Origin of the sequence: Thermoanaerobacter sp. CM-CNRG TB177 (assembly GCF_018588165.1) — a bacterium.
GTDB lineage: Bacteria > Bacillota > Thermoanaerobacteria > Thermoanaerobacterales > Thermoanaerobacteraceae > Thermoanaerobacter > Thermoanaerobacter thermocopriae.
On sequence record NZ_JAFCAC010000018.1, the window covers coordinates 48,276 to 67,739 of the forward strand.

Consider the following 19,464-nt stretch of genomic DNA (forward strand, 5'->3'; position numbering starts at 1 on the left):
GGTGAATGCCATAATTTTGGCCGGCAGTACTAAAGAGGATAAGTTGCCTGATAAAGCCTTTATAGAAATAAAAGGGAAATATATGATCTCTTATGTAATTGAGGCTTTAAGAGGTTGTGATAAAATAGATAAAATTGCAGTAGTTGGAGATCCTGAAAAACTTAAAAAAGTAGTAGGTATAGATGTTATCATTGAGCAAGCTGATAATATAATGGATAATGTTTTAAAAGGAGTAGAACTTTTTAAAAATGACAAAAGAGTTTTGATTCTTACTTGTGATATTCCTATGTTGACTAAAGAAGCTGTTTGTGATTTTATTGAAAAGTCAGAAGCTACAGGAGCGGACTTGTGTTATCCTATTGTTAGAAAAGAAGATAACTTAAAAAAGTTTCCTGAGGCTAAAAGGACTTATGCACGGGTAAAGGAAGGAGTTTTTACAGGTGGTAATATTTTTTATGTTAATCCTGGAATCATAGATAGATTAATTAAAGATGCGAAACAATTTATAGCTTATAGAAAAAGACCATGGAAATTAGGGAAATTATTAGGAGGAAAGATATTATTTTTATTTTTAATAGGAAGACTTTCAATTTCTCATATTGAGAAAAAAGCAGAAGAGTTATTTAACATAAATGGAAAGGCTATCATATCCGAATATCCAGAGATAGGTAACGATGTTGATAAAGAAGAAGATGTAGTAATGGCAACTAAATATCTCAGTCGAAAATAGGCATAGGCCTATTTTTTTTTGTATATTTTTTTTCTGAGTGCAAAATATATATTCAGAAGGTGATGGTATGTATAGTTTACTGCATTTTGTAAGACAATACTTTACAGTTTATATGTTTGCTAATGTATTCATTGTAGGGATTTATGAAGCTTTTATTGAGCCTAAATTTTTAGAGAGAAAAGGACTGGATAGGGATGCTAAGCTGTGTAGGTGGATTGGATTGTTTTATGTTTTTATTGGGATAGTTGCTATTATTTTACGAACCTTTTTTCCTATGTAAGGAGGAGAATATGAGATTTTTTGATAAGATATTTGGCAAAAAAAACGATAAAAAGGAAGCGAAAAATGGTACACTAGCTTCAAATAGTCTTAAGGTAAATTTAGATTATATAAAAAATAAATTAAAAGATTGTGATGATGTAATATATAGAGATATTTGGGTGGGGGAAAACCAGCAATATAATCTTGCAATTGTATTTATAGATGGGCTTGTAGACAAAGACCTCATAAATGACCATGTACTCCACTCTTTGCTTTTGGATTCAAGACAAGCAGCCCCTTCTATTGAGAAGATAAAAGGTAATTTATATGAGGTTATAAAAAAAGGGACTATAACTGGAGGGGACATAAAACAGATTACAGACTTGGATAAATGTATTTTATCAATATTGAGTGGAGACACTGCATTATTGTTTGAAGGCTCACCTGAAATAGTCATTATTTCTAGTAAAGGTTGGCAAATGAGGTCAATTTCTTCTCCTGAAGCAGAGACAGTTATAAGAGGTCCCCGGGAAGGTTTTACTGAGACAATAAGGGTAAATACTGCCCTTGTAAGAAGACGGATAAGGGACCCTAATTTGAAAATAAAACAAATACAGATTGGGGAAAGAACTCATACAGACGTAGCAGTGCTTTATATCGAGGATATTGTTGATAGAAATGTGTTGGATAAAGTGATGAAAAGACTTAAAAATATAAAAATAGATGGAGTGTTTGAAAGTGGATACATAGAACAATTGATTGAAGAGGATTGGCATTCACCATTTCCTCAAGTTTTGAGCACAGAAAGGCCTGACAAGGTTGCGGCTTCCCTTTTGGAGGGAAGAGTGGCAATTTTGACAGATAATACTCCTTTTGCTCTCATAATACCTACTACTCTCGCCACTCTTTTTCAATCGCCTGAAGATTATTATGAAAGGTGGATGATATCTTCCCTTTTAAGAATTTTAAGGTTTCTTGCAGCAATTGTAGCATTGGTTTCACCAGCAGTTTACATAGCTTTTACGGCTTATCATCCTGGCCTTATACCGACTAAATTAACTTTATATGTTGCAGCAACACGACAAGGTATTCCCTTTCCTGCTTTTTTTGAAGCTTTAATTATGGAAGCGACTTTTGAGCTTTTAAGAGAGGCGGGAGTTAGGCTTCCTGTACCTATAGGGCAAACTATTGGCATTGTGGGTGGTCTCATTATAGGGCAAGCTGCTGTCGAAGCGGGTATTGTAAGTCCTCTCATGGTAATAGTAGTAGCTGTTACAGCTGTAGCTTCTTTTGCAATACCCAGTTACAGCGCTGCCATTGCTTTTAGAATGCTTAGGTTTATATTTATGCTTCTTGCTGCTGTCTTTGGCTTATATGGCATAATGCTTGGGTTTATGGTGGTTCTCACTCACTTGGTTGTTTTAAAAAGTTTTGGAGTTCCTTATCTTTCTCCATTTGTGGAAATAGACATAAGCGACCTTGCGGATACTTTGATAAAGGCTCCTTTGATGTATTTTAAAAACAGGCCGGAGATTTTAGATACCCCTGATAGAAAAAAGATGAAGGATTTAAGAGAAGAAAAAATAGAAAGCATAGAAGATGATAGGAGAGACAACAATGATAAAAAACAATGACAAAATCTCTGCGAATCAAGTTGCTATAATACTTTTTACTACCATGGTAGGAGCTGGAATATTAAGTCTTCCTGCAGATGTTTCAAAAGAGGTAGGGCCTAATGGGCTTATAGCTATTTTAGGAGGAGGAATTGCTTCTCTTTTTTTTGCAAGGCTGATACTTTATTTATCTTCTAAATTTCCTACAGAAACTTTTGTTGAATATGCCGGTAAACTTATAACAAGACCTATTTCTATTGTTATAAGTGCTGTGCTGGTGTTTTACTTTGTAATGTTTGTAAGCCTTGATGCAAGAATTTTTGGGGAAGTTTTAAAAATATATCTGTTACCTAGTACTCCTATTGAAATTATAATTCTTACTATGCTTTTTAGTTCTGCTTATTTGGTAAGATATGGACTTGAACCAATTGCACGAATGTCAGAAATTTTGTTTCCTATAATGGTGATACCCCTTGTATTACTTTTTTTGACGGCTTTAACTGATGTAGACTTAAGCAATTTTCTTCCGTTTATGAGAGTTTCATTAATTAAGTTTTTTAAAGGAATGCTTATGACTACATATAGTTTTGTTGGTTTTGAGATATTGTACTTGCTTTTTCCATATGTAATTGATAGGGACAAATTAAAAAGAAGTGTCAATTCAGCAATGTTCTCTACGATGTTGTTTTACATGTATATAACTTTTTTTGTAATCGGCATATTTGGATACAAGGAAACAAGGGAACAGTTGTGGCCTTTTTTGACCCTCATTAAATCTATTAATTTCCCTGTATTTTTCATTGAAAATGTAGAGGGAATTATAATGGGAATATGGACATTCACCATTTTTACTACCATTTATTCTTTTCACTATTTTGCCACTTTGATTCTTTCAAAACTTTTAAAGGCAAGAGAACATTCTTATTTTGTATTGCCGGCAGTTCCAATAATATATTTGATATCCTTAATCCCTGATTCTATTGTGACAGTTTATAAATATGCGGGTTATGTTTCTCAGTACATGTCAGTGTTTTTTATTGCTATATTGCCAATACTGCTGTATATCATTTTAAAAGTTAAAAGATTAGGTGGTAAAGATGAAGAGAAAACTTAAAATAGTGATATTATGGGTTTTAATTCTTCTCATGTTGACAGGCTGTTGGGATAAAATTGAAATAGAAGATAGAGCTTTTGTGATGGCAATTGGCATAGATTTATCTTCTTCGAATAAAAGATATGTTGTGACTTTTCAATTTCCTAATGCTGCCCAAATAACAAAAGGTACCAGCGGTGGTGGAGGAGGAAGTGAAAAGCCAAGTTTTGCTGTTTCTGAAGTAGCTGATACAATTTTTTCTGCATCAAGGCATATAAGTACAAGAATTGATAAAGCGTTGTATTTAGGTCATACACAAGCTATTATTTTTGGCAAAGACGTAGTGGAAAACAAGGATAAATTTCAACAAGTTTTAGATTCTCTTGACAGGAGTTATGAATTGAGCCGTAAAGTTTATCTTCTTGTAACTCCGCAAAAAGCTCAGGATATTCTTCTAAAAAAATATGAGATGGAACCAAATACAGGAGCTTATATTCGAGATATATTCAAACATTACAACAGGACATCAAGATTTCCAACAATTGACTATAATAAAATCACTAAGTCTCTTCATGAGACAAATGGTAATGCGATAATTCCAAAAATAATTGCAGGAAAAGATGAAATTAAAATAGCGGGTTCAGCAATTATCAAAAATTACAAATTGGCGGGTTGGCTGGGAGATGAGGAAAACATGGGGTACATGTGGCTTGCTGGCCTTGTTAGAGGAGGAGATGTTGATGTTAGTGTGCCTAGTGGTGATGGAAAAATAGTGATTCCTTTTAATATTTCAAATGTTAGGAGAAGGCGGTCTGTTAAAGAAGAAAATGGAAAAATTATTTATAGAGTTGAACTTCAAGTGGAAGGAGATATAACAGAATATACTTTTGAAAAGCATGGAGAAATGATGAAAGGTGATTTGTTAAACGTCATAGAAAGAAAAACTAGTGACGAAATAAAGAAGATGACACAAAAAGCTATAAATAGATTTCAAAAAGAATTGAAAGTAGACATGCTAGGTATAGGAGATTATATTGAAAAATATCATCCGAGTTTATGGGAAAAGGTGGGGAAAGACTGGGATAAAATTTTCCCGGAAGTAGAGATAAAAGTAGATGTTACTTCTCATGTCCGAAGGATAGGGCTTTTCAGGTAGAAGGGTATATTTTTTAATATATTTGGCAATACTTTAGTTAGACTAAAGATTTGTAATGGAGGATAAGACATGAAACGGTTAATTGCGTTGTTGGTATTAGCAATTATTATAGCAGTAAATTTTTATGGGGCTAAATCTTCCAATTTGCAAAAAGAAGACTTATCCCGTAAATTAATAAGGTTTCATGTGATTGCTAACAGCGATTCCGAAGAAGACCAGGAATTAAAACTTAAGGTGAGAGATGCTATACTTGTTGATTTAACGCCTAAATTTGAAAAAGTAAAAGATTTAAAAGATTCGGAAAGGATTATAAAACAAAGTATTGAGGAGATTAAAAAGGTTGCTGAGGAAGTAATTCGTAAAGAGGGTAAGAATTATGGTGTGAAAGTTGCCTATGGCACCTTTGATTTTCCTACACGGTATTATGGAACTATTACTCTTCCTGCGGGGAATTATAATGCGCTTAAAGTAGTTATCGGAAACGGAGAAGGTAAAAATTGGTGGTGTGTAATATTTCCTCCCCTTTGTTTTATTGATGTTACCCACGGGTTTACAGATACACAAACTGCAGAGGAAGTGGCCAAATACCTTTCTCAAGATGAAATGGACCTTATCAGAAAACAAAAACCTGAAGTTAAATTTAAAATAGTTGAAATTTTAGAGGAATATTATAATAAATTTAAAATGGCATGGATGGCGCCTTAAAGGGCGCTTTAATTTTTTTAGGTTAAAATCGGCGTATAATACTTTTACTACTACAAAAAATATTTACGAATACTAAAGAAAAGGAGGTTCAAAATGAGAAAAGATTTTATTCTCCGCATCAAAATTATAATAACAATTTTGATTATTTTTATAACAGTGGTTTTTGAATATGCGGCTTATGATTTAACAAAAACAGCTATGTCTAACCTTTATTGGGGGAATACAGGTAGTGATGTTGCCAAAGTGCAAGCACGGCTTAAAGACTGGGGATATTATACGGGAGCTGTAGATGGATTTTTTGGGGTTAGAACGTGGCTGGCAGTTCGAAAATTTCAAGCATATAATGGCCTTAGAGTTACTGGCATTGTAGATGATGATACAAAAGTAGCTCTAGGTTTTACGACTACTGCACAGGATTTAGCGGCTTATTACGCTTCTTCTTCTGTTACTACAAATGACGATGTCTATCTTTTGGCAATGCTTATAAATGGAGAAGCCAGAGGGGAACCTTACATTGGAAAAGTTGCAGTTGGAGCTGTGGTGATGAATAGAGTAAGAGACCCGAGGTTTCCAAAAACTATAGCAGGTGTTATATTTCAACCTGGGGCTTTTTCAGCAGTAGATGATGGTCAAATGTGGCTACCTCCTACAAATGACAGCATAAGGGCGGCAAGAGATGCGATTGCTGGATGGGACCCTACTGGTGGTGCATTGTATTATTACAACGCTGCGAGAGTGACAAGTTATTGGATATTTAACAGGCCAATTATAACCCAAATAGGCAGCCATATCTTTGCAAGGTGAGGTGAAAAAATGTTAAAACGGGGCTTGACGGCTTTTGCTTTAATTTTAATATTAATCCTCGGAGCATGGGGATATAGACAATATATTGAAAAAATTTCTTATCACAGGTATTTACAAGCACAATATGATAGGTCTTTTTATCAATTGGTGTCTAACGTAGAGAACATCGAAACTTCTATGGGAAAACTAATGGTAGCTTCTTCAGATAAAACTACTATTCCAATTTTAGATGAAATATGGAGAGAAGCTTTTTCAGGGCAAGAGCACTTAAATCAACTTCCTATAGGGCAGCCTGAAATAGATAATACTTCAAAGTTTTTGACACAAATTGGCGATTACGCTTACAGTCTTACAAAAAAAGTTGCTTCAGGGCAAAAATTATCACAACAAGATTTAGAAACCCTTACGAAATTACAGAATTATGCGGTATTTTTAGGTAAAAACTTACAAGACTTAAGAAAAAAAATTCAAGGTGGATATGAACTTGGAAACTTACGTCAAAAAGGTACACAAAAAATGGGAGAGATTGATAGAAAGATTTTAAATGTAAAAATGAGTAATGTCAATCAGACTATGACAAATTACCCTACTTTGATATATGACGGCCCTTTTTCTGAAAGTTTAGCAAAGACTACACCTAAAGGTTTAGTTGGGAAAGAAGTTTCTTACGATAGAGCTTTACAAATAGCAAAAGATTTTTATGGAAAGCCTGTAGAATCACAAAACAAGTATAGTCCTAACAATGGAAAAATAAAAGCCTATGGCGTAGAATTAAAATCTCCAGGTAAATTACCTGTTTATATAAATGTCAGTCAAAAAGGTGGATATGTTGTATGGATGATGGATCAGAGAAGTGTGAATAAAATAAATATTTCTCAATCACAAGCTTTGCAGTATGCTAAAAAATTTTTAGAAAAACACGGTTTCAAAAACGTGGAAAGTACTTATTCTATGAAGGCAGATGGTAGTGTACAGTTTAATTTTGTTCCTGTACAAGATGAGGTATATTTGTATCCAGACATTGTCAAAGTGAAAGTGGCACTTGACAATGGTGACATAATCGGATTTGACGCTACAGCTTACTACATGAATCATACGGAAAGAAAATTAGAAAAACCAAAACTTACGGAAAAAGAAGCGGAACAAAAAGTAAATAAAAATTTAAAAATAGAAGGAAGGAAATTAACACTTATTCCTTTAGAAAGCGGGAAAGAAGTATTAGCTTATGAATTTAAGGGGACCTACAAAGGAGATACTTTTTACGTCTATATAAATGCATTAAATGGAAATGAAGAAAAAATTTTAAAGGTTATAAAAACAGAACATGGAGATTTGACCATGTAGTCCATAACATAAAAGTGCTTTTAAAGTGCAAAATAATTGTAGGGCAAAAGAAGGAGGGGATAAAAATGGGTAGACGCAGAGGCTTAATGTCTGACCAACTTAAATATGAGTTGGCTAAAGAACTCGGCGTTTACGACACAGTAATGAAGGAAGGTTGGGGAAGTGTTTCTTCTAGAAATTGCGGTAATCTTGTAAAACTTGCAATCGAAAAAGCAGAAAAAATGCTTGTGGGAAATTATAACAACGGAAATACCACCTTCTAAATGCCCACCAAGCTGGGGAAGAAACATCTTCTTTCCCGGCTTTAAATTTATAAAATAAAATTTTTCTTGAATACATATTCTTAAAAGAGTAGAATAAAGATAATGTAAGAAAAATTAGTGGAGTGTGAGAGAATGGAAAAGAAGAAAATAGCTGTTTTATTTGGCGGACAATCAGGAGAACATGAAGTTTCTTTAATGTCTGCAAAGTCTATAATAAACAACCTTGATAAAGATAAATACGAGATTTACATGGTAGGTATTACAAAAAAAGGAGAATGGTATCTGTATAGAGGAGATGTGGGGAAAATAGAAACTGGAGAATGGGAAAAAGAAGGAATTCCTGCAATTATGGGAGCTTCTACAAAGTATAGAGGAATAATAACTTTCGAAGATGGAGAAAACGGTTTTTATCCTATAGACGTGGTATTTCCTGTTTTACATGGTCCTAATGGAGAAGATGGGACTATACAAGGGCTTTTAGAACTATTAGACATGCCTTATGTAGGTGCTAATGTGCTTTCTTCTGCTTTATGCATGGATAAAGTTTTTACAAAAAGGATTTTTAAGGAAGCGGGGCTACCTACACCTGATTTTGTAGTAGTATATAGAAAAGAGATTGAAGACTTAGAAGCTATAAAGAAAAAAATTGAACACTTAGGATATCCTTGTTTTGTAAAACCTGCTAATTTGGGGTCGAGTGTTGGCATTACTAAAGTCCACAACGAGGAAGAACTTCCTGGGGCCTTGAAATTAGCTGCGAAATATGATAGAAAATTATTAATAGAAAGAGGAATAGATGCCAGAGAGATTGAATGCTCTGTTTTGGGTAATGAAAATCCGCAAGCCTCTATTGCAGGAGAAATTGTTCCTTCTAATGAATTCTATGATTATAATGCTAAATATTTTGATGGGGGTAAATCTCTTCTCTTAATACCTGCACCACTTCCAGATGAAAAAATGGAAGAGGTAAGACAATTGGCTATAAAAGCATATAAGGCGTTGGATTTGAGAGGTATGGCGCGAGTAGACTTTTTGATGGATAGAAACACAGGTACCCTTTATCTAAATGAAGTTAATACCATTCCTGGGTTTACAAAAATAAGCATGTATCCCAAATTATGGGAATCAAGTGGAAAGTCTTATTCAACATTATTGGATGAGCTTATAAACTTAGCAGTAGAGAGCCATAATGAAAAATGTAGGGAATGGTGAGAAATAAGGGAAGAAGGGGAGAGGTAATTGAAAAAAGCGATTATATCTGTAAAAGGTACTCAAAAAAACGATCAAAATGAATCTGATACAATAGAACTTATTACAGAGGGTAGTTTCTATATTAAAGGCAATACTTTTTATGTAGTATATGAAGAAAGTGAACTATCAGGAATGGATGGAACTACTACTACTTTAAAAATTACAGAAGACAAAGTTACATTATTGCGATTTGGCACTAACAAATCTAAAATGGTTTTTGAAAAAAATAAAAGATACGAGTCTGACTATGATACCCCTTATGGAAAAATTCTTTTGGGAATACTGCCAACAGATGTAAAAGTGGCTATGTCCGAAGCTGGTGGTGAGATTACTATAAAATATGCCCTTGACCTTAATAACAAGACTGTGAGCGATAATGAACTATACTTAAAAGTGCGGGAGGTAAACTGATTTGGAAAACATTATACAAAAAGTAAAAGATGAAATAAAAGACATGGTGACTACCGCTATAGAGAATTCTGTAAAAGAAGGTTTGATGAATATAGAGGTTATTCCAGAGATAGAAATAGAGGAGCCAAAAGAAAAACAACATGGTGACCTTGCAATAAACACAGCGATGGTAATAGCAAAGCAGGCTAAAATGCCCCCTAAGAAAATTGCAGAAATCATTGTTTCAAAAGTGGACCCTTCAAATACTTTTATAGAAAAGATTGAAATTGCAGGACCTGGCTTTATCAATTTCTTTTTGAAGGATAAATTTTTGGAAGAAACTTTAAAGCTCGTTTATGAACGAGGAAAAGATTATGGACGTGTAAATATAGGAAATGGCAAGAAAGTGCAAGTGGAATTTGTATCGGCAAATCCGACGGGTCCTATGCATATGGGAAACGCAAGAGGTGGTGCTTTGGGAGATGCCTTGGCGGCAGTACTTGACTATGCAGGATACGATGTTACAAGGGAATTTTATATAAACGACGCAGGAAATCAGATAGAGAAGTTTGGATATTCACTTGAGGCAAGATACCTGCAATTATTGGGTATACCGGCTGAAGTGCCTGAAGGGGGCTACCACGGAGAGGACATAATAGATAGAGCGAGAGAGTTTTTAGAAATATACGGAGATAAATATAAAGATGTGCCATCAGAAGAGAGAAGAAAGGCACTCATAGATTATGGACTTAAGAAAAATTTAGAAAAAATAAAAGAGGATTTAGCTCTTTACGGGATAGAATATGACGTGTGGTTTTCTGAGCAATCTCTTTATGACAGCGGAGAAGTGTATAAAGTAATTGAAGAGCTTAAGCAAAAAGGGTATACTTACGAAAAAGACGGGGCTTTGTGGTTTAAAATGACATTATTTGGCGCAGAAAAAGACGATGTATTAGTTAGGTCTAATGGATTTCCTACCTATTTGGCTTCTGACATAGCCTATCACAAAAATAAATTTATAACTCGCGGATTTGATTGGGTTATAAATGTTTGGGGTGCGGATCACCATGGCCATGTTGCTCCTATGAAAGGAGCGATGCAGGCACTTGGCATAGACCCTGACAGGCTTGACGTTGTTTTAATGCAGCTTGTGAAACTCATAGAAGGCGGTCAAGTTGTTAAAATGTCCAAAAGGACAGGCAGAATGGTGACACTACGAGATTTGATAGATGAAGTAGGAAAAGATGCAGCAAGATTCTTTTTCAACTTAAGGTCTGCAGACAGTCCCATTGATTTTGACCTTGACTTGGCTAAAGAGCAATCGAATGAAAATCCAGTATTTTATGTGCAGTATGCCCATGCGAGGATTTGCTCCATAATAAGGCAGTTAGAAGAAGAGGGTGTAAAGATAGATAATATAGATGAAGTAGATTTAAGCCTTTTAAAAGAAGAAGAGGAAAAAGAATTAATTAAAAAATTGGCATATTTCCCTGAAGAAATTACTATTGCTGCAAAGACATTGGCACCCCACAGAATTACGAGGTACATACTTGATGTAGCATCGCTTTTCCATTCTTTTTATAACAGCCATAGAGTAAAAGGCGTAGAAGAAGATTTGATGAAAGCAAGGTTTGTGCTCATATTAGCAGTAAAGACTGTTATAAAGAACGCTTTAGATATATTGAAAATAACAGCACCAGAGAGAATGTAAAAGGCGGTTTTTCCGCCTTTATTTTGTGGTATAATATGGATAGGAGGTGTTAATTTATGAATATAAAGTGGTTGGGTCATTCCTGTTTTAAATTGACATCTGAGAAGGGCACGGTTATTGTTACAGACCCTTTTGATGAATCAGTTGGGTACCCTATGCCAAATGTGAAGGCAGACATTGTGACATCTTCTCATTCCCATTTTGACCACAATTATTTTAAGGCGGTAAAGGGAAACTTTGATATTGTTGACACAGTAGGAGAACATAATATAAAAGGTATCAACATAAAAGGTGTAAATACATTTCACGATGACGAGCATGGTGCAAAAAGAGGTAAAAATATAGTTTTTGTCTTTGATATTGATGGAATCAGAGTCTGTCACATGGGAGATTTGGGACATGTTTTAACAGAAAAACAAGTTGAAGAAATAGGTTCTGTTGATGTACTACTAATTCCTGTTGGAGGCTATTATACAATTGATGCAAAACAAGCGGTAGAAGTGATGAACCAGTTAAAGCCTAAAATAACTATACCAATGCACTATAAAACGGAGTTTATTAATTTCCCTATTGATACTGTGGATAACTTTTTGGATATGACAGGTGGCAAAAAGATTTTATCCACAGAAATGGGTATTACTAAGAAAGATCTAGAAAGTGAGCCAAAAGTAATTGCTTTAAATTATCAATATTCTGTATAATTTAAAATGAAGTACAGTTCCTTTGTTCTCACTAAGAGCTTTAGCTTAAACCAAAAAAGTGGGTATCTCATTCCTTTTTAAATTTTTTTAAAAACAAATGAATATAAAAAGACAAAAAGGGCAATATAATAGTGTAAGGTTCGTAATGGTCGAGCCAAGATCATCACAGGACGCAAGTTCTGTGATGGTCGGCCAAAGATTGGTATTCGATCAAAAGGTCGGATGCCAGTCGGCGGGCAGATTATAATATGTCCATGTAAAGCCTAAATTTTTAGGCTAAAAAGGATGTATTATAGTCGAGCTAAGACTATTATAGGTTCCGCAGGTCGAAGTACGTTATGTACTTAGACTGGAGGTCTTATGCAAAGTGCATAAGGTTTCTAAGGTATCTATAATAGTCGAGCATAGGTCAGTATGGGTTTTGCAATACCTTGCCTTTTAAGTGAGGTATGAAGAGATTTGTACTGGCTGAAGCGAAGACCATTACGAGCCTTACTTTTTTCCTGACAAGGGGACGGTTCTTCTGTCCCAGACAGAAGAACCGTCCGAGATTGCTGGAAAAAGCCCTATTTTTATGCAGAGATGTTTAACAAATTTATTCTTGTAGTTGAAAAACTACTTTTTGTTCCCATAATATAGAAAAAAGTTTTAAAATAAGAGGATACCAGGTTGGCTATCCTCTTTAAATTTACCGCCTTTTTTTCTCTTAACATGTTCTTTTTTTACTGTATGATTGCCTTCCATGCAAAACCATTGGTCTGAATCTTTGTTATATGTATATTTGCTTTCGTCCATTTTGTAAGCAGATGGACTTACTGGTATATGTCAAGCATATTATACCCTGTTTTGGTTTTGAGGTCTGTGTAAAAAACCTTTGATACTCCCATCTTTCCTCTTTAGCTCACTTCAAAAAATCTTGTAAGTAAAATTATAATCGTTTTTTGTAGATTAGTGAATAGCTTATTTTTACTCAAAAGTCCACAAAATTTTTAAACTTTCTTGACAGCTGCTTTATCAAAACGATAATATATTGAAAAAGGCAGTGTGAAAGTCAACAAAGGTGGTTTTGAAGATGGTACTAATTGTTGATAATTTCGACTCTTTTACATACAATCTGTATAACTATTTCTTAAGACTTGGTGCAAAGACCATTGTGAAAAACAGAGACGAGATTGATATTGATTATATCAAAAAATTTAATCCGTCGCACATTGTTCTATCACCTGGTCCTGGAAGACCTACTGATGATAAGATACTTTTTGAAATAATAGATAATTTTAAAGATACAAAAAAGATCCTTGGCGTATGTCTTGGGCATCAAGCAATTGGGATGTACTTTGGAGCAAGGCTTATAAAGGCAAGAAAGCCTATACATGGGATTGTAGATACAATAGAGCATGATGGACAGGGTATATTTAAGGGATTAAAAAGTCCTTTAGAAGTTACAAGATACCATTCTCTTATCTTGGAGAAAGATAGTATGAATGTAAGAGAACTGATTATTAGCGCTATTACAAAAAATGATGAGGTAATGGGAATAAGGCATAGATTTTATCAAATTGAAGGTGTTCAGTTTCATCCAGAATCGATTGCAACAGAAGACGGGCTTTTGATGATAGAAAACTTTTTAAGAGGGTGAAGTTTTTTGAAGATGGTTGTGTATGATAGTCTTTTAAATCCTTTTGATGTGTTTTGCTATCTGAATGATAAATTTTCAATACTACTTGAGAGCAATCTATTTAACAAAAACTTTGGAAGATATTCTTTCTTGTTTGTAAACCCCAAAGATGTGTTTATTTGCAATGATGAAGATGATGTGTCTGAGTTTCTGCAAAGGCTTTCGGAAGAGGTTTTAAAAAGAAGAGAAGATTCAGAATTTATTTTCAATGGTGGTTTTGCAGGATACTTTTCTTACAATTTTGGAGTGGACCTTTACAATGTTAAAAGAAAGAAAGATGTGTCATCAGTTTATAAAGCTTTCTTTGGGTACTACGAGGATTTCATTGTTCTTGACCATCTTGAAAAAAAGATGTATGTAAGTCTATCTTCAAAAGAGCATTTAGAAAAGATTGATAAGCTTTTAAAAAGTCCAAGCTCTTTTGTGATGGAATTTAAAAGACCAGTTGTTGAAGAATTTGTTACCAACTTTGAAAAGAAAGAATACAAAGCGTGTATAAAAAAGATCAAAAATTACATATATGAAGGGGATGTTTATCAAGTAAACTTGTCCCAGCGCTTTGTGTTCAAAGGCAGCTTTGACCCAGATTATGTATATTCAACTTTAAGGTCAAAAAACTATGGTGCATACCATGCATATATAAAGCTACCAAAAGCAAGTATTATCTCAACATCACCTGAGCTTTTCTTGAGAAAAAGAGGTAAAACCATAATAACAAAGCCTATCAAAGGGACAATCAGAAGGGGTAAGGATGAGGAAGAAGACAAGAGATTGAAAGAGATTCTTTTAAATGATGAGAAATGCCGTGCAGAGCTTTTGATGATAGTTGACCTTGAGAGAAATGATTTTGCAAAGATATGTACACCACATACAATCACTTTGGAAAAACTTTTTGAGGTTGAGGAGTACTCAAGTGTGTTTCATCTTGTTTCAACAATCAAAGGCGACTTGAAAGAGGGAGTGGAGCTTGATAGCATAATAAAAGCAACATTTCCGGGCGGTTCTATCACAGGTGCCCCAAAGTTAAATGCAATTAAGATAATCGAAGAGTTAGAAAAGGACCCAAGAGGTATATACACAGGTTCAATAGGGTATATTTCAAACAACTTCAACATGGATTTCAATATTGCAATCAGGACCTTAGTGATAGAAGGCAATACTGCTTATTTTAATGTTGGCGGCGGGATTGTATGGGATTCTACTGAAGAAGATGAGTATGAAGAGACACTCCACAAAGGAAAACCTATTTTTGATATTTTGATAGGCAAAAACATGTGAAATTTTTGAAATAGGGGGACGATTATAAATTGTTTTTTGAAGATGATTTTGATAGCTTTAATCTTGGGCTTGTTCCTTTTGACACAATATATTATAAAAATGGAGATGCTCATTTTTTGGCTGAACATTATAAGAGACTAAAAAGAGGTTCTTGGGTTCTATGTTTGAATTTTGAAATTTCATATGATGAGTTTAAGTATAGGATAAGAGAATATGTTTGTAGAAAAAATGAACGTTTTGGCGCAATTAGGGTGGTATATTTTAAAAATCAGCTTTTAATATTTGAAAAAAGAATCAGATATACAAATGATTTATTCAAAAAAGGGCTTGATTTGACAGTGTCAAAAGTAAAAAAAGACCCAATCAACATTTTAAACTATATAAAGACTTTCAACATGGGAATAAACCAGATAGAAGAGGCAAGGGCAAAAGAAAAAGGATATGATAGCTGCCTCTTTTTGAACAAAAAAGGGCATATATGCGAGGCGGCATTTTCAAATATATTCTTTAGAAGAGGCAATGAAATTTTCACACCACATCTTTCTTGCGGGCTTTTGCCGGGTGTGATGAGAAAAAAGGTGTGTGAGGTTGCAAAAGATTTAGGATATGTTGTAAAAAAAGAATTTTTAACTTTAAATGATCTTACCTCAATGGATGAATGTTTCATAACAAGCAGTGTTGCAGGGGTTTTTCCTGTTCAGAAGATTGGCAAGCTTGAGTTTAAAAGCAGAACCTTTGCCCAAATTGTTGGGCAGATGGAGTATTTCAAAAGACCATGGGTGGAGTAAAAGAAAGAGAGTGCACCTGTGAATTTTATGGGACACTCCCTAATTTTCTTAAGTTTACAATTATACTAATTTTGTGAAGTTTGTGAACATTCGATCCTTGCCTTGTTTAGAGCATCTTCAACAGCCATGATTATTCCATAAGACGTCCTTGTTGTACCAGAGATTATATCAACATTGGTTGATTGAGTTTGGATAATCTCCTGTGGAATTATCTCAAAAGGAAGCTGGGCAAAACTTGGTGTTTCATTGTGTGAGACTATCTCAATCTTTGTTGTTACACTTTTAGTCATGTTTGGAATTCCTGGTGTTAAACCAATTCCGATCGTTGGTTTATCTGCTTTGCTTTCCTTTGGAATCAATGACTTTGTGAAATACCTTTTTTAAGAAGACATGGATAACTTTTGAGTATTTCTAAAGCCGCCTTTTAAAGCGGCTTTTTTGGAGGATATATACGGGAGGAAAGGAGAACATATATGTCGTTCATCGCCCAGTTTAAATTTTTGCCCAAAGAAGTAAAACGTTTTATAGCAACTGAAGCCTTATTGGGTATAGGAATGGGGATTTTTGGTTTAGTATTAAATTTGCATTTGCTTGCTTTAAACGTTTCTCCTGAACAAATAGGAGCTCTTAATTCTGTAGGAACTTTAGTGATGGGGGCAGCTGCTATTCCAGCAGGTTTTTTTGCTAATTATATTGGGAGAAAACGAATTTTTATATCAGGAATAACTCTTACAGGGATAGGATATGGGCTTTTTGGATTAGGGGAATCTATAGGAGTTTTTTATTTGGCACAGATTATACAATTTATAGGAATTTCCTTTTTGATTACAACAGAAATACAGCTTTTATTTTCATATGCTGAGACAAATGAATTGGAAACTGTAAGTTATAGCCTTTTATTTGCTGTTTTTACTCTATTTAGTGGAGTAGGTACGCTTTTGGGAGGCTTTATACCCAATTGGTTTCCATATGGTAATACAAAATATCAAAGTTCTGTGTATATATCAGCCGTGTTAATTTTAGTGGCGGCTTTATTAAGAGGGATTTTGTTGCCATGCGTAAACAATAGTTTTGATAAAGGTAAGAGTAAGTTGTTATTGTCAAATATTAGAATTTACCAAGTTTTTGATAAAAAAATTCTTTTAATTATTTTTTATCTTTTTTTGGCGGGTATGGCTTTTTCTACGATAATTCCTTTCCAAAACGTGATTGTGAAATTTCGGATGGGTTGGAGCGATGAATATGTCTCCTATTTGCTTACAATAAATGGGCTAATTTTGTTTTTTGCTTCTATGATAATGCCATGGATAATAAATAAATTTGGAACCATTAAAGCTTATTACTATGTATATGGGATGAATTTATTGTTTGCACTTATATTAGCCTTTAATAATATTTCTGTAACGATGTTTTCAACAATATTTTTACTAAGAAGTGGTAGTTTTACGCTTTTGAATAATATGATAGAAAGTCAAACAATGTCTGTTGTAGAGGAAGAAAAAAGGGATTTTTTTGCTGGAGTAAAATCACTTTTAAGGAGTATAGGATCAGCAATAGCCAGCTATTTAGCTGGCTATATCCTAGAAAATCAAAATTATACTTATCCCTTTCTAATTACGTTTGTAATACTATTAGTAAGTCTTTTGTATTTTGCTATATTTATTAAACCGATTTTTATTGAGAAGCTAAACAATAGTAACTTTTCTTTTGAAGAAGAAATTCAAAAAGATGTGGAAGGCATCTAGCTATACCAAATGGCAAGCTACGAAATGCCCTCCTCCTACATCTTTGTATTCTGGTACTTGTTCTCTACAAATGTCTTTAGCAAGTGGGCATCTTGTGTGGAATTTGCATCCTTTTGGTGGATTCGCAGGGCTTGGGATATCTCCTTCTAAGATTATTCTTTCTCTTTTTAAGTCTGGGTCTGGAATTGGAACGGCAGACAAAAGGGCTTGTGTATAGGGGTGAAGTGGATGGGCAAAAAGTTCGTCTCGTGCTGCCATTTCAACTATAGACCCAAGATACATTACAGCAACTCTTGTGCTTATGTGTTCTACCACGCTCAAATCGTGAGAGATAAACAAATAAGTCAATCCTTTTTGCTCTTGCAAATCCATGAGCAAATTGATTATCTGGGCTTGTATTGATACGTCCAGAGAAGATACAGGCTCATCCAACACAATAAATTCAGGGTCCAGAATGAGTGCACGGGCTATGCCAATTCTTTGACGTTGACCTCCTGAGAATTCATGAGGATAACGGTCAATATGATACGAAGCTAAACCGCATATCTCCATTGTTTCTATGACTTTATCCCGCAATTCATTTTTAGAAATAAGGCCATGGTCTAAAAGAGCTTCTCCTATGGCATCTCCTACTCTAAGGCGTGGGTTTAAAGAGCTAAAGGGGTCTTGGAAAACCAATTGCATTTTAGGTCTTAGTTTTCTAAGCTCGCTTTTTTTGAGACTGTGAATAGGAATAGATTTGTAAAAAACTTCTCCGTCAGTTTTATCATACAACCTTATTATAGTACGCCCGACTGTGCTTTTACCACAACCAGATTCGCCAACAAGACTTAAAGTTTCACCTTTATTTATAGTGAATGTCACTCCATCTACTGCTTTTACATATCCTATCGTCCTTTGTAAAATACCGCCTCGTATTGGGAAGTATTTTTTAAGGTTTTTTACTTCTATTAAAGGTTCACTCATTTTTTCCACTCTCCTTCATAGAGCCAGCAGGCGACTTTGTGCCCATTTTCGTCAGCTGCAAGTTGAGGTATCTTTTGGCGGCAAATGTCCATTGCATATTCGCACCTATCGCTAAAATAACAATAGTCTCCCAAACCAATAGGGTTAGGCACTTGCCCTGGGATTGTGTATAGTCTTTCTTGCCTTTGACCAATTATTGGTTTTGCCTTTAAAAGACCTCTTGTATATGGGTGTTTAGGGTTTTTGAAAAGTTCTCTTACAGGAGCTTCTTCAATAACTTTTCCAGCATACATAACTACTACGTAGTCAGCTATTTCAGCAACAATTCCAAGGTCATGGGTTATAAGCATTAAAGCCATATTTCTTTCCTGCTTTATTTTTCTCAAAAGGTTAAGAATTTGGGCTTGAATTGTAACATCAAGAGCGGTGGTTGGTTCGTCAGCTATGAGGAGTTTCGGGTCACAACTTAAAGCGATTGCAATCATTATACGCTGTCTCATGCCACCACTTAACTCATGAGGATAACTTGTCATTATCTGTTCAGCTCTTGGGATTCCAACTTGTTTTATAAGTTCAACAGCCTTATTCCAAGCCTCTTTTTTATTCATGAGTTTATGCACCATCAAAGGCTCCATTATTTGTTCTCCAATTGTTAACACAGGGTTTAAAGAAGTCATGGGTTCTTGAAATACCATGCCTATTTCATTACCGCGTATTTTTCTCATTTCTGTTTCACTTAATTTAAGCACATCCCGTCCATCAAAGATTATTTCTCCCCCTTCAATTTTTCCCGGAGGTGATTGAATTAACCTCATTAAAGACAAAGCAGTTACACTTTTTCCACAGCCAGATTCACCAACTACACACACCGTTTCCCCTTCTCGTATAGAAAAACTAACGTCATTTACTGCTTTTACAACACCCTCTGATGTATAGAAAAAAGTTTTGAGGTTACGGAACTCCACTAAGTTTTTTGCCATTTTGATT

General features: G+C 34.6%; 20 protein-coding genes. 17 read left to right on the top strand and 3 right to left on the bottom strand.

Annotation, left to right across the window (positions count from 1 at the left end):
* The first annotated feature begins 1 nt into the window (after nt 1).
* From I4N53_RS01305 to I4N53_RS01380, 16 genes are all read left to right on the top strand, one after another.
* A complete protein-coding gene (locus I4N53_RS01305; RefSeq protein ID WP_214495400.1) occupies nt 2–730 on the top strand; it encodes an NTP transferase domain-containing protein in 729 nt (242 codons plus the stop codon).
* 67 nt (nt 731–797) lie between these two features.
* Complete coding sequence (locus tag I4N53_RS01310; RefSeq protein ID WP_003867622.1) at nt 798–1,010, top strand: CLC_0170 family protein; 213 nt, start codon at nt 798–800, stop codon at nt 1,008–1,010.
* A gap of 10 nt (nt 1,011–1,020) precedes the next feature.
* On the top strand, nt 1,021–2,625 hold the full coding sequence (locus I4N53_RS01315) for a spore germination protein (protein ID WP_009052131.1): 1,605 nt from the start codon (nt 1,021–1,023) through the stop codon (nt 2,623–2,625).
* On the top strand, nt 2,609–3,718 hold the full coding sequence (locus tag I4N53_RS01320; protein ID WP_214495401.1) for an endospore germination permease: 1,110 nt from the start codon (nt 2,609–2,611) through the stop codon (nt 3,716–3,718). The genes I4N53_RS01315 and I4N53_RS01320 overlap by 17 nt, the downstream gene beginning before the upstream one ends.
* Nucleotides 3,702–4,853 (top strand): Ger(x)C family spore germination protein, encoded by a 1,152-nt coding sequence (locus I4N53_RS01325; RefSeq protein ID WP_214495402.1) that lies wholly within the window; start codon nt 3,702–3,704, stop codon nt 4,851–4,853. The genes I4N53_RS01320 and I4N53_RS01325 overlap by 17 nt, the downstream gene beginning before the upstream one ends.
* Before the next feature lie 69 nt (nt 4,854–4,922).
* Nucleotides 4,923–5,558 (top strand): stage II sporulation protein R, encoded by a 636-nt coding sequence (spoIIR, locus tag I4N53_RS01330; RefSeq protein ID WP_214495403.1) that lies wholly within the window; start codon nt 4,923–4,925, stop codon nt 5,556–5,558.
* 93 nt (nt 5,559–5,651) lie between these two features.
* On the top strand, nt 5,652–6,362 hold the full coding sequence (gene sleB / locus I4N53_RS01335; protein ID WP_214495404.1) for a spore cortex-lytic enzyme: 711 nt from the start codon (nt 5,652–5,654) through the stop codon (nt 6,360–6,362).
* Between the two features lie 9 nt (nt 6,363–6,371).
* Complete coding sequence (gene ypeB, locus I4N53_RS01340; RefSeq protein ID WP_009052134.1) at nt 6,372–7,706, top strand: germination protein YpeB; 1,335 nt, start codon at nt 6,372–6,374, stop codon at nt 7,704–7,706.
* Nucleotides 7,707–7,771: 65 nt separating this feature from the next.
* Nucleotides 7,772–7,969: a small, acid-soluble spore protein, alpha/beta type gene (locus tag I4N53_RS01345; RefSeq protein WP_009052135.1), complete on the top strand. Its 198-nt coding sequence runs from the start codon at nt 7,772–7,774 to the stop codon at nt 7,967–7,969.
* A gap of 132 nt (nt 7,970–8,101) precedes the next feature.
* Entirely contained in the window at nt 8,102–9,181 is a 1,080-nt protein-coding gene (locus tag I4N53_RS01350) for a D-alanine--D-alanine ligase family protein (RefSeq protein WP_214495405.1), read from the top strand.
* 27 nt (nt 9,182–9,208) lie between these two features.
* Nucleotides 9,209–9,631: a DUF1934 domain-containing protein gene (locus tag I4N53_RS01355; RefSeq protein WP_214495406.1), complete on the top strand. Its 423-nt coding sequence runs from the start codon at nt 9,209–9,211 to the stop codon at nt 9,629–9,631.
* Nucleotide 9,632: 1 nt separating this feature from the next.
* Nucleotides 9,633–11,321, top strand: coding sequence for an arginine--tRNA ligase (gene argS / locus I4N53_RS01360; RefSeq protein WP_214495407.1), 1,689 nt, complete (start codon nt 9,633–9,635; stop codon nt 11,319–11,321).
* 56 nt (nt 11,322–11,377) lie between these two features.
* On the top strand, nt 11,378–12,022 hold the full coding sequence (locus I4N53_RS01365) for an MBL fold metallo-hydrolase (RefSeq protein ID WP_003867634.1): 645 nt from the start codon (nt 11,378–11,380) through the stop codon (nt 12,020–12,022).
* Nucleotides 12,023–13,094: 1,072 nt separating this feature from the next.
* Nucleotides 13,095–13,661 carry an aminodeoxychorismate/anthranilate synthase component II gene (locus I4N53_RS01370; RefSeq protein WP_003867635.1) on the top strand — a complete coding sequence of 189 codons (567 nt, stop codon included), beginning with the start codon at nt 13,095–13,097 and terminating at the stop codon, nt 13,659–13,661.
* 6 nt (nt 13,662–13,667) lie between these two features.
* Nucleotides 13,668–14,978, top strand: a complete 1,311-nt coding sequence (gene pabB, locus I4N53_RS01375) for an aminodeoxychorismate synthase component I (protein WP_009052140.1) — start codon at nt 13,668–13,670, stop codon at nt 14,976–14,978.
* 29 nt (nt 14,979–15,007) lie between these two features.
* Nucleotides 15,008–15,766 (top strand): aminotransferase class IV, encoded by a 759-nt coding sequence (locus I4N53_RS01380; protein WP_003867637.1) that lies wholly within the window; start codon nt 15,008–15,010, stop codon nt 15,764–15,766.
* Between the two features lie 65 nt (nt 15,767–15,831).
* Here the strand turns inward: I4N53_RS01380 and I4N53_RS01385 are convergent, their stop codons facing one another.
* Nucleotides 15,832–16,125 carry an FMN-binding protein gene (locus tag I4N53_RS01385; protein WP_029689352.1) on the bottom strand — a complete coding sequence of 98 codons (294 nt, stop codon included), beginning with the start codon at nt 16,123–16,125 and terminating at the stop codon, nt 15,832–15,834.
* A 114-nt stretch (nt 16,126–16,239) separates the two neighbouring features.
* On the opposite strand from I4N53_RS01385, the gene I4N53_RS01390 reads away from it, so the two are divergent.
* Nucleotides 16,240–17,511 carry an MFS transporter gene (locus I4N53_RS01390; RefSeq protein ID WP_214495408.1) on the top strand — a complete coding sequence of 424 codons (1,272 nt, stop codon included), beginning with the start codon at nt 16,240–16,242 and terminating at the stop codon, nt 17,509–17,511.
* Here I4N53_RS01390 and I4N53_RS01395 read toward each other — a convergent pair whose 3' ends face one another.
* Nucleotides 17,512–18,477 (bottom strand): ABC transporter ATP-binding protein, encoded by a 966-nt coding sequence (locus I4N53_RS01395; RefSeq protein ID WP_214495409.1) that lies wholly within the window; start codon nt 18,475–18,477, stop codon nt 17,512–17,514.
* On the bottom strand, nt 18,474–19,457 hold the full coding sequence (locus tag I4N53_RS01400) for an ABC transporter ATP-binding protein (protein ID WP_214495410.1): 984 nt from the start codon (nt 19,455–19,457) through the stop codon (nt 18,474–18,476). Before I4N53_RS01400 ends, I4N53_RS01395 begins: the two co-directional genes overlap by 4 nt.
* Nucleotides 19,458–19,464: the final 7 nt, after the last annotated feature.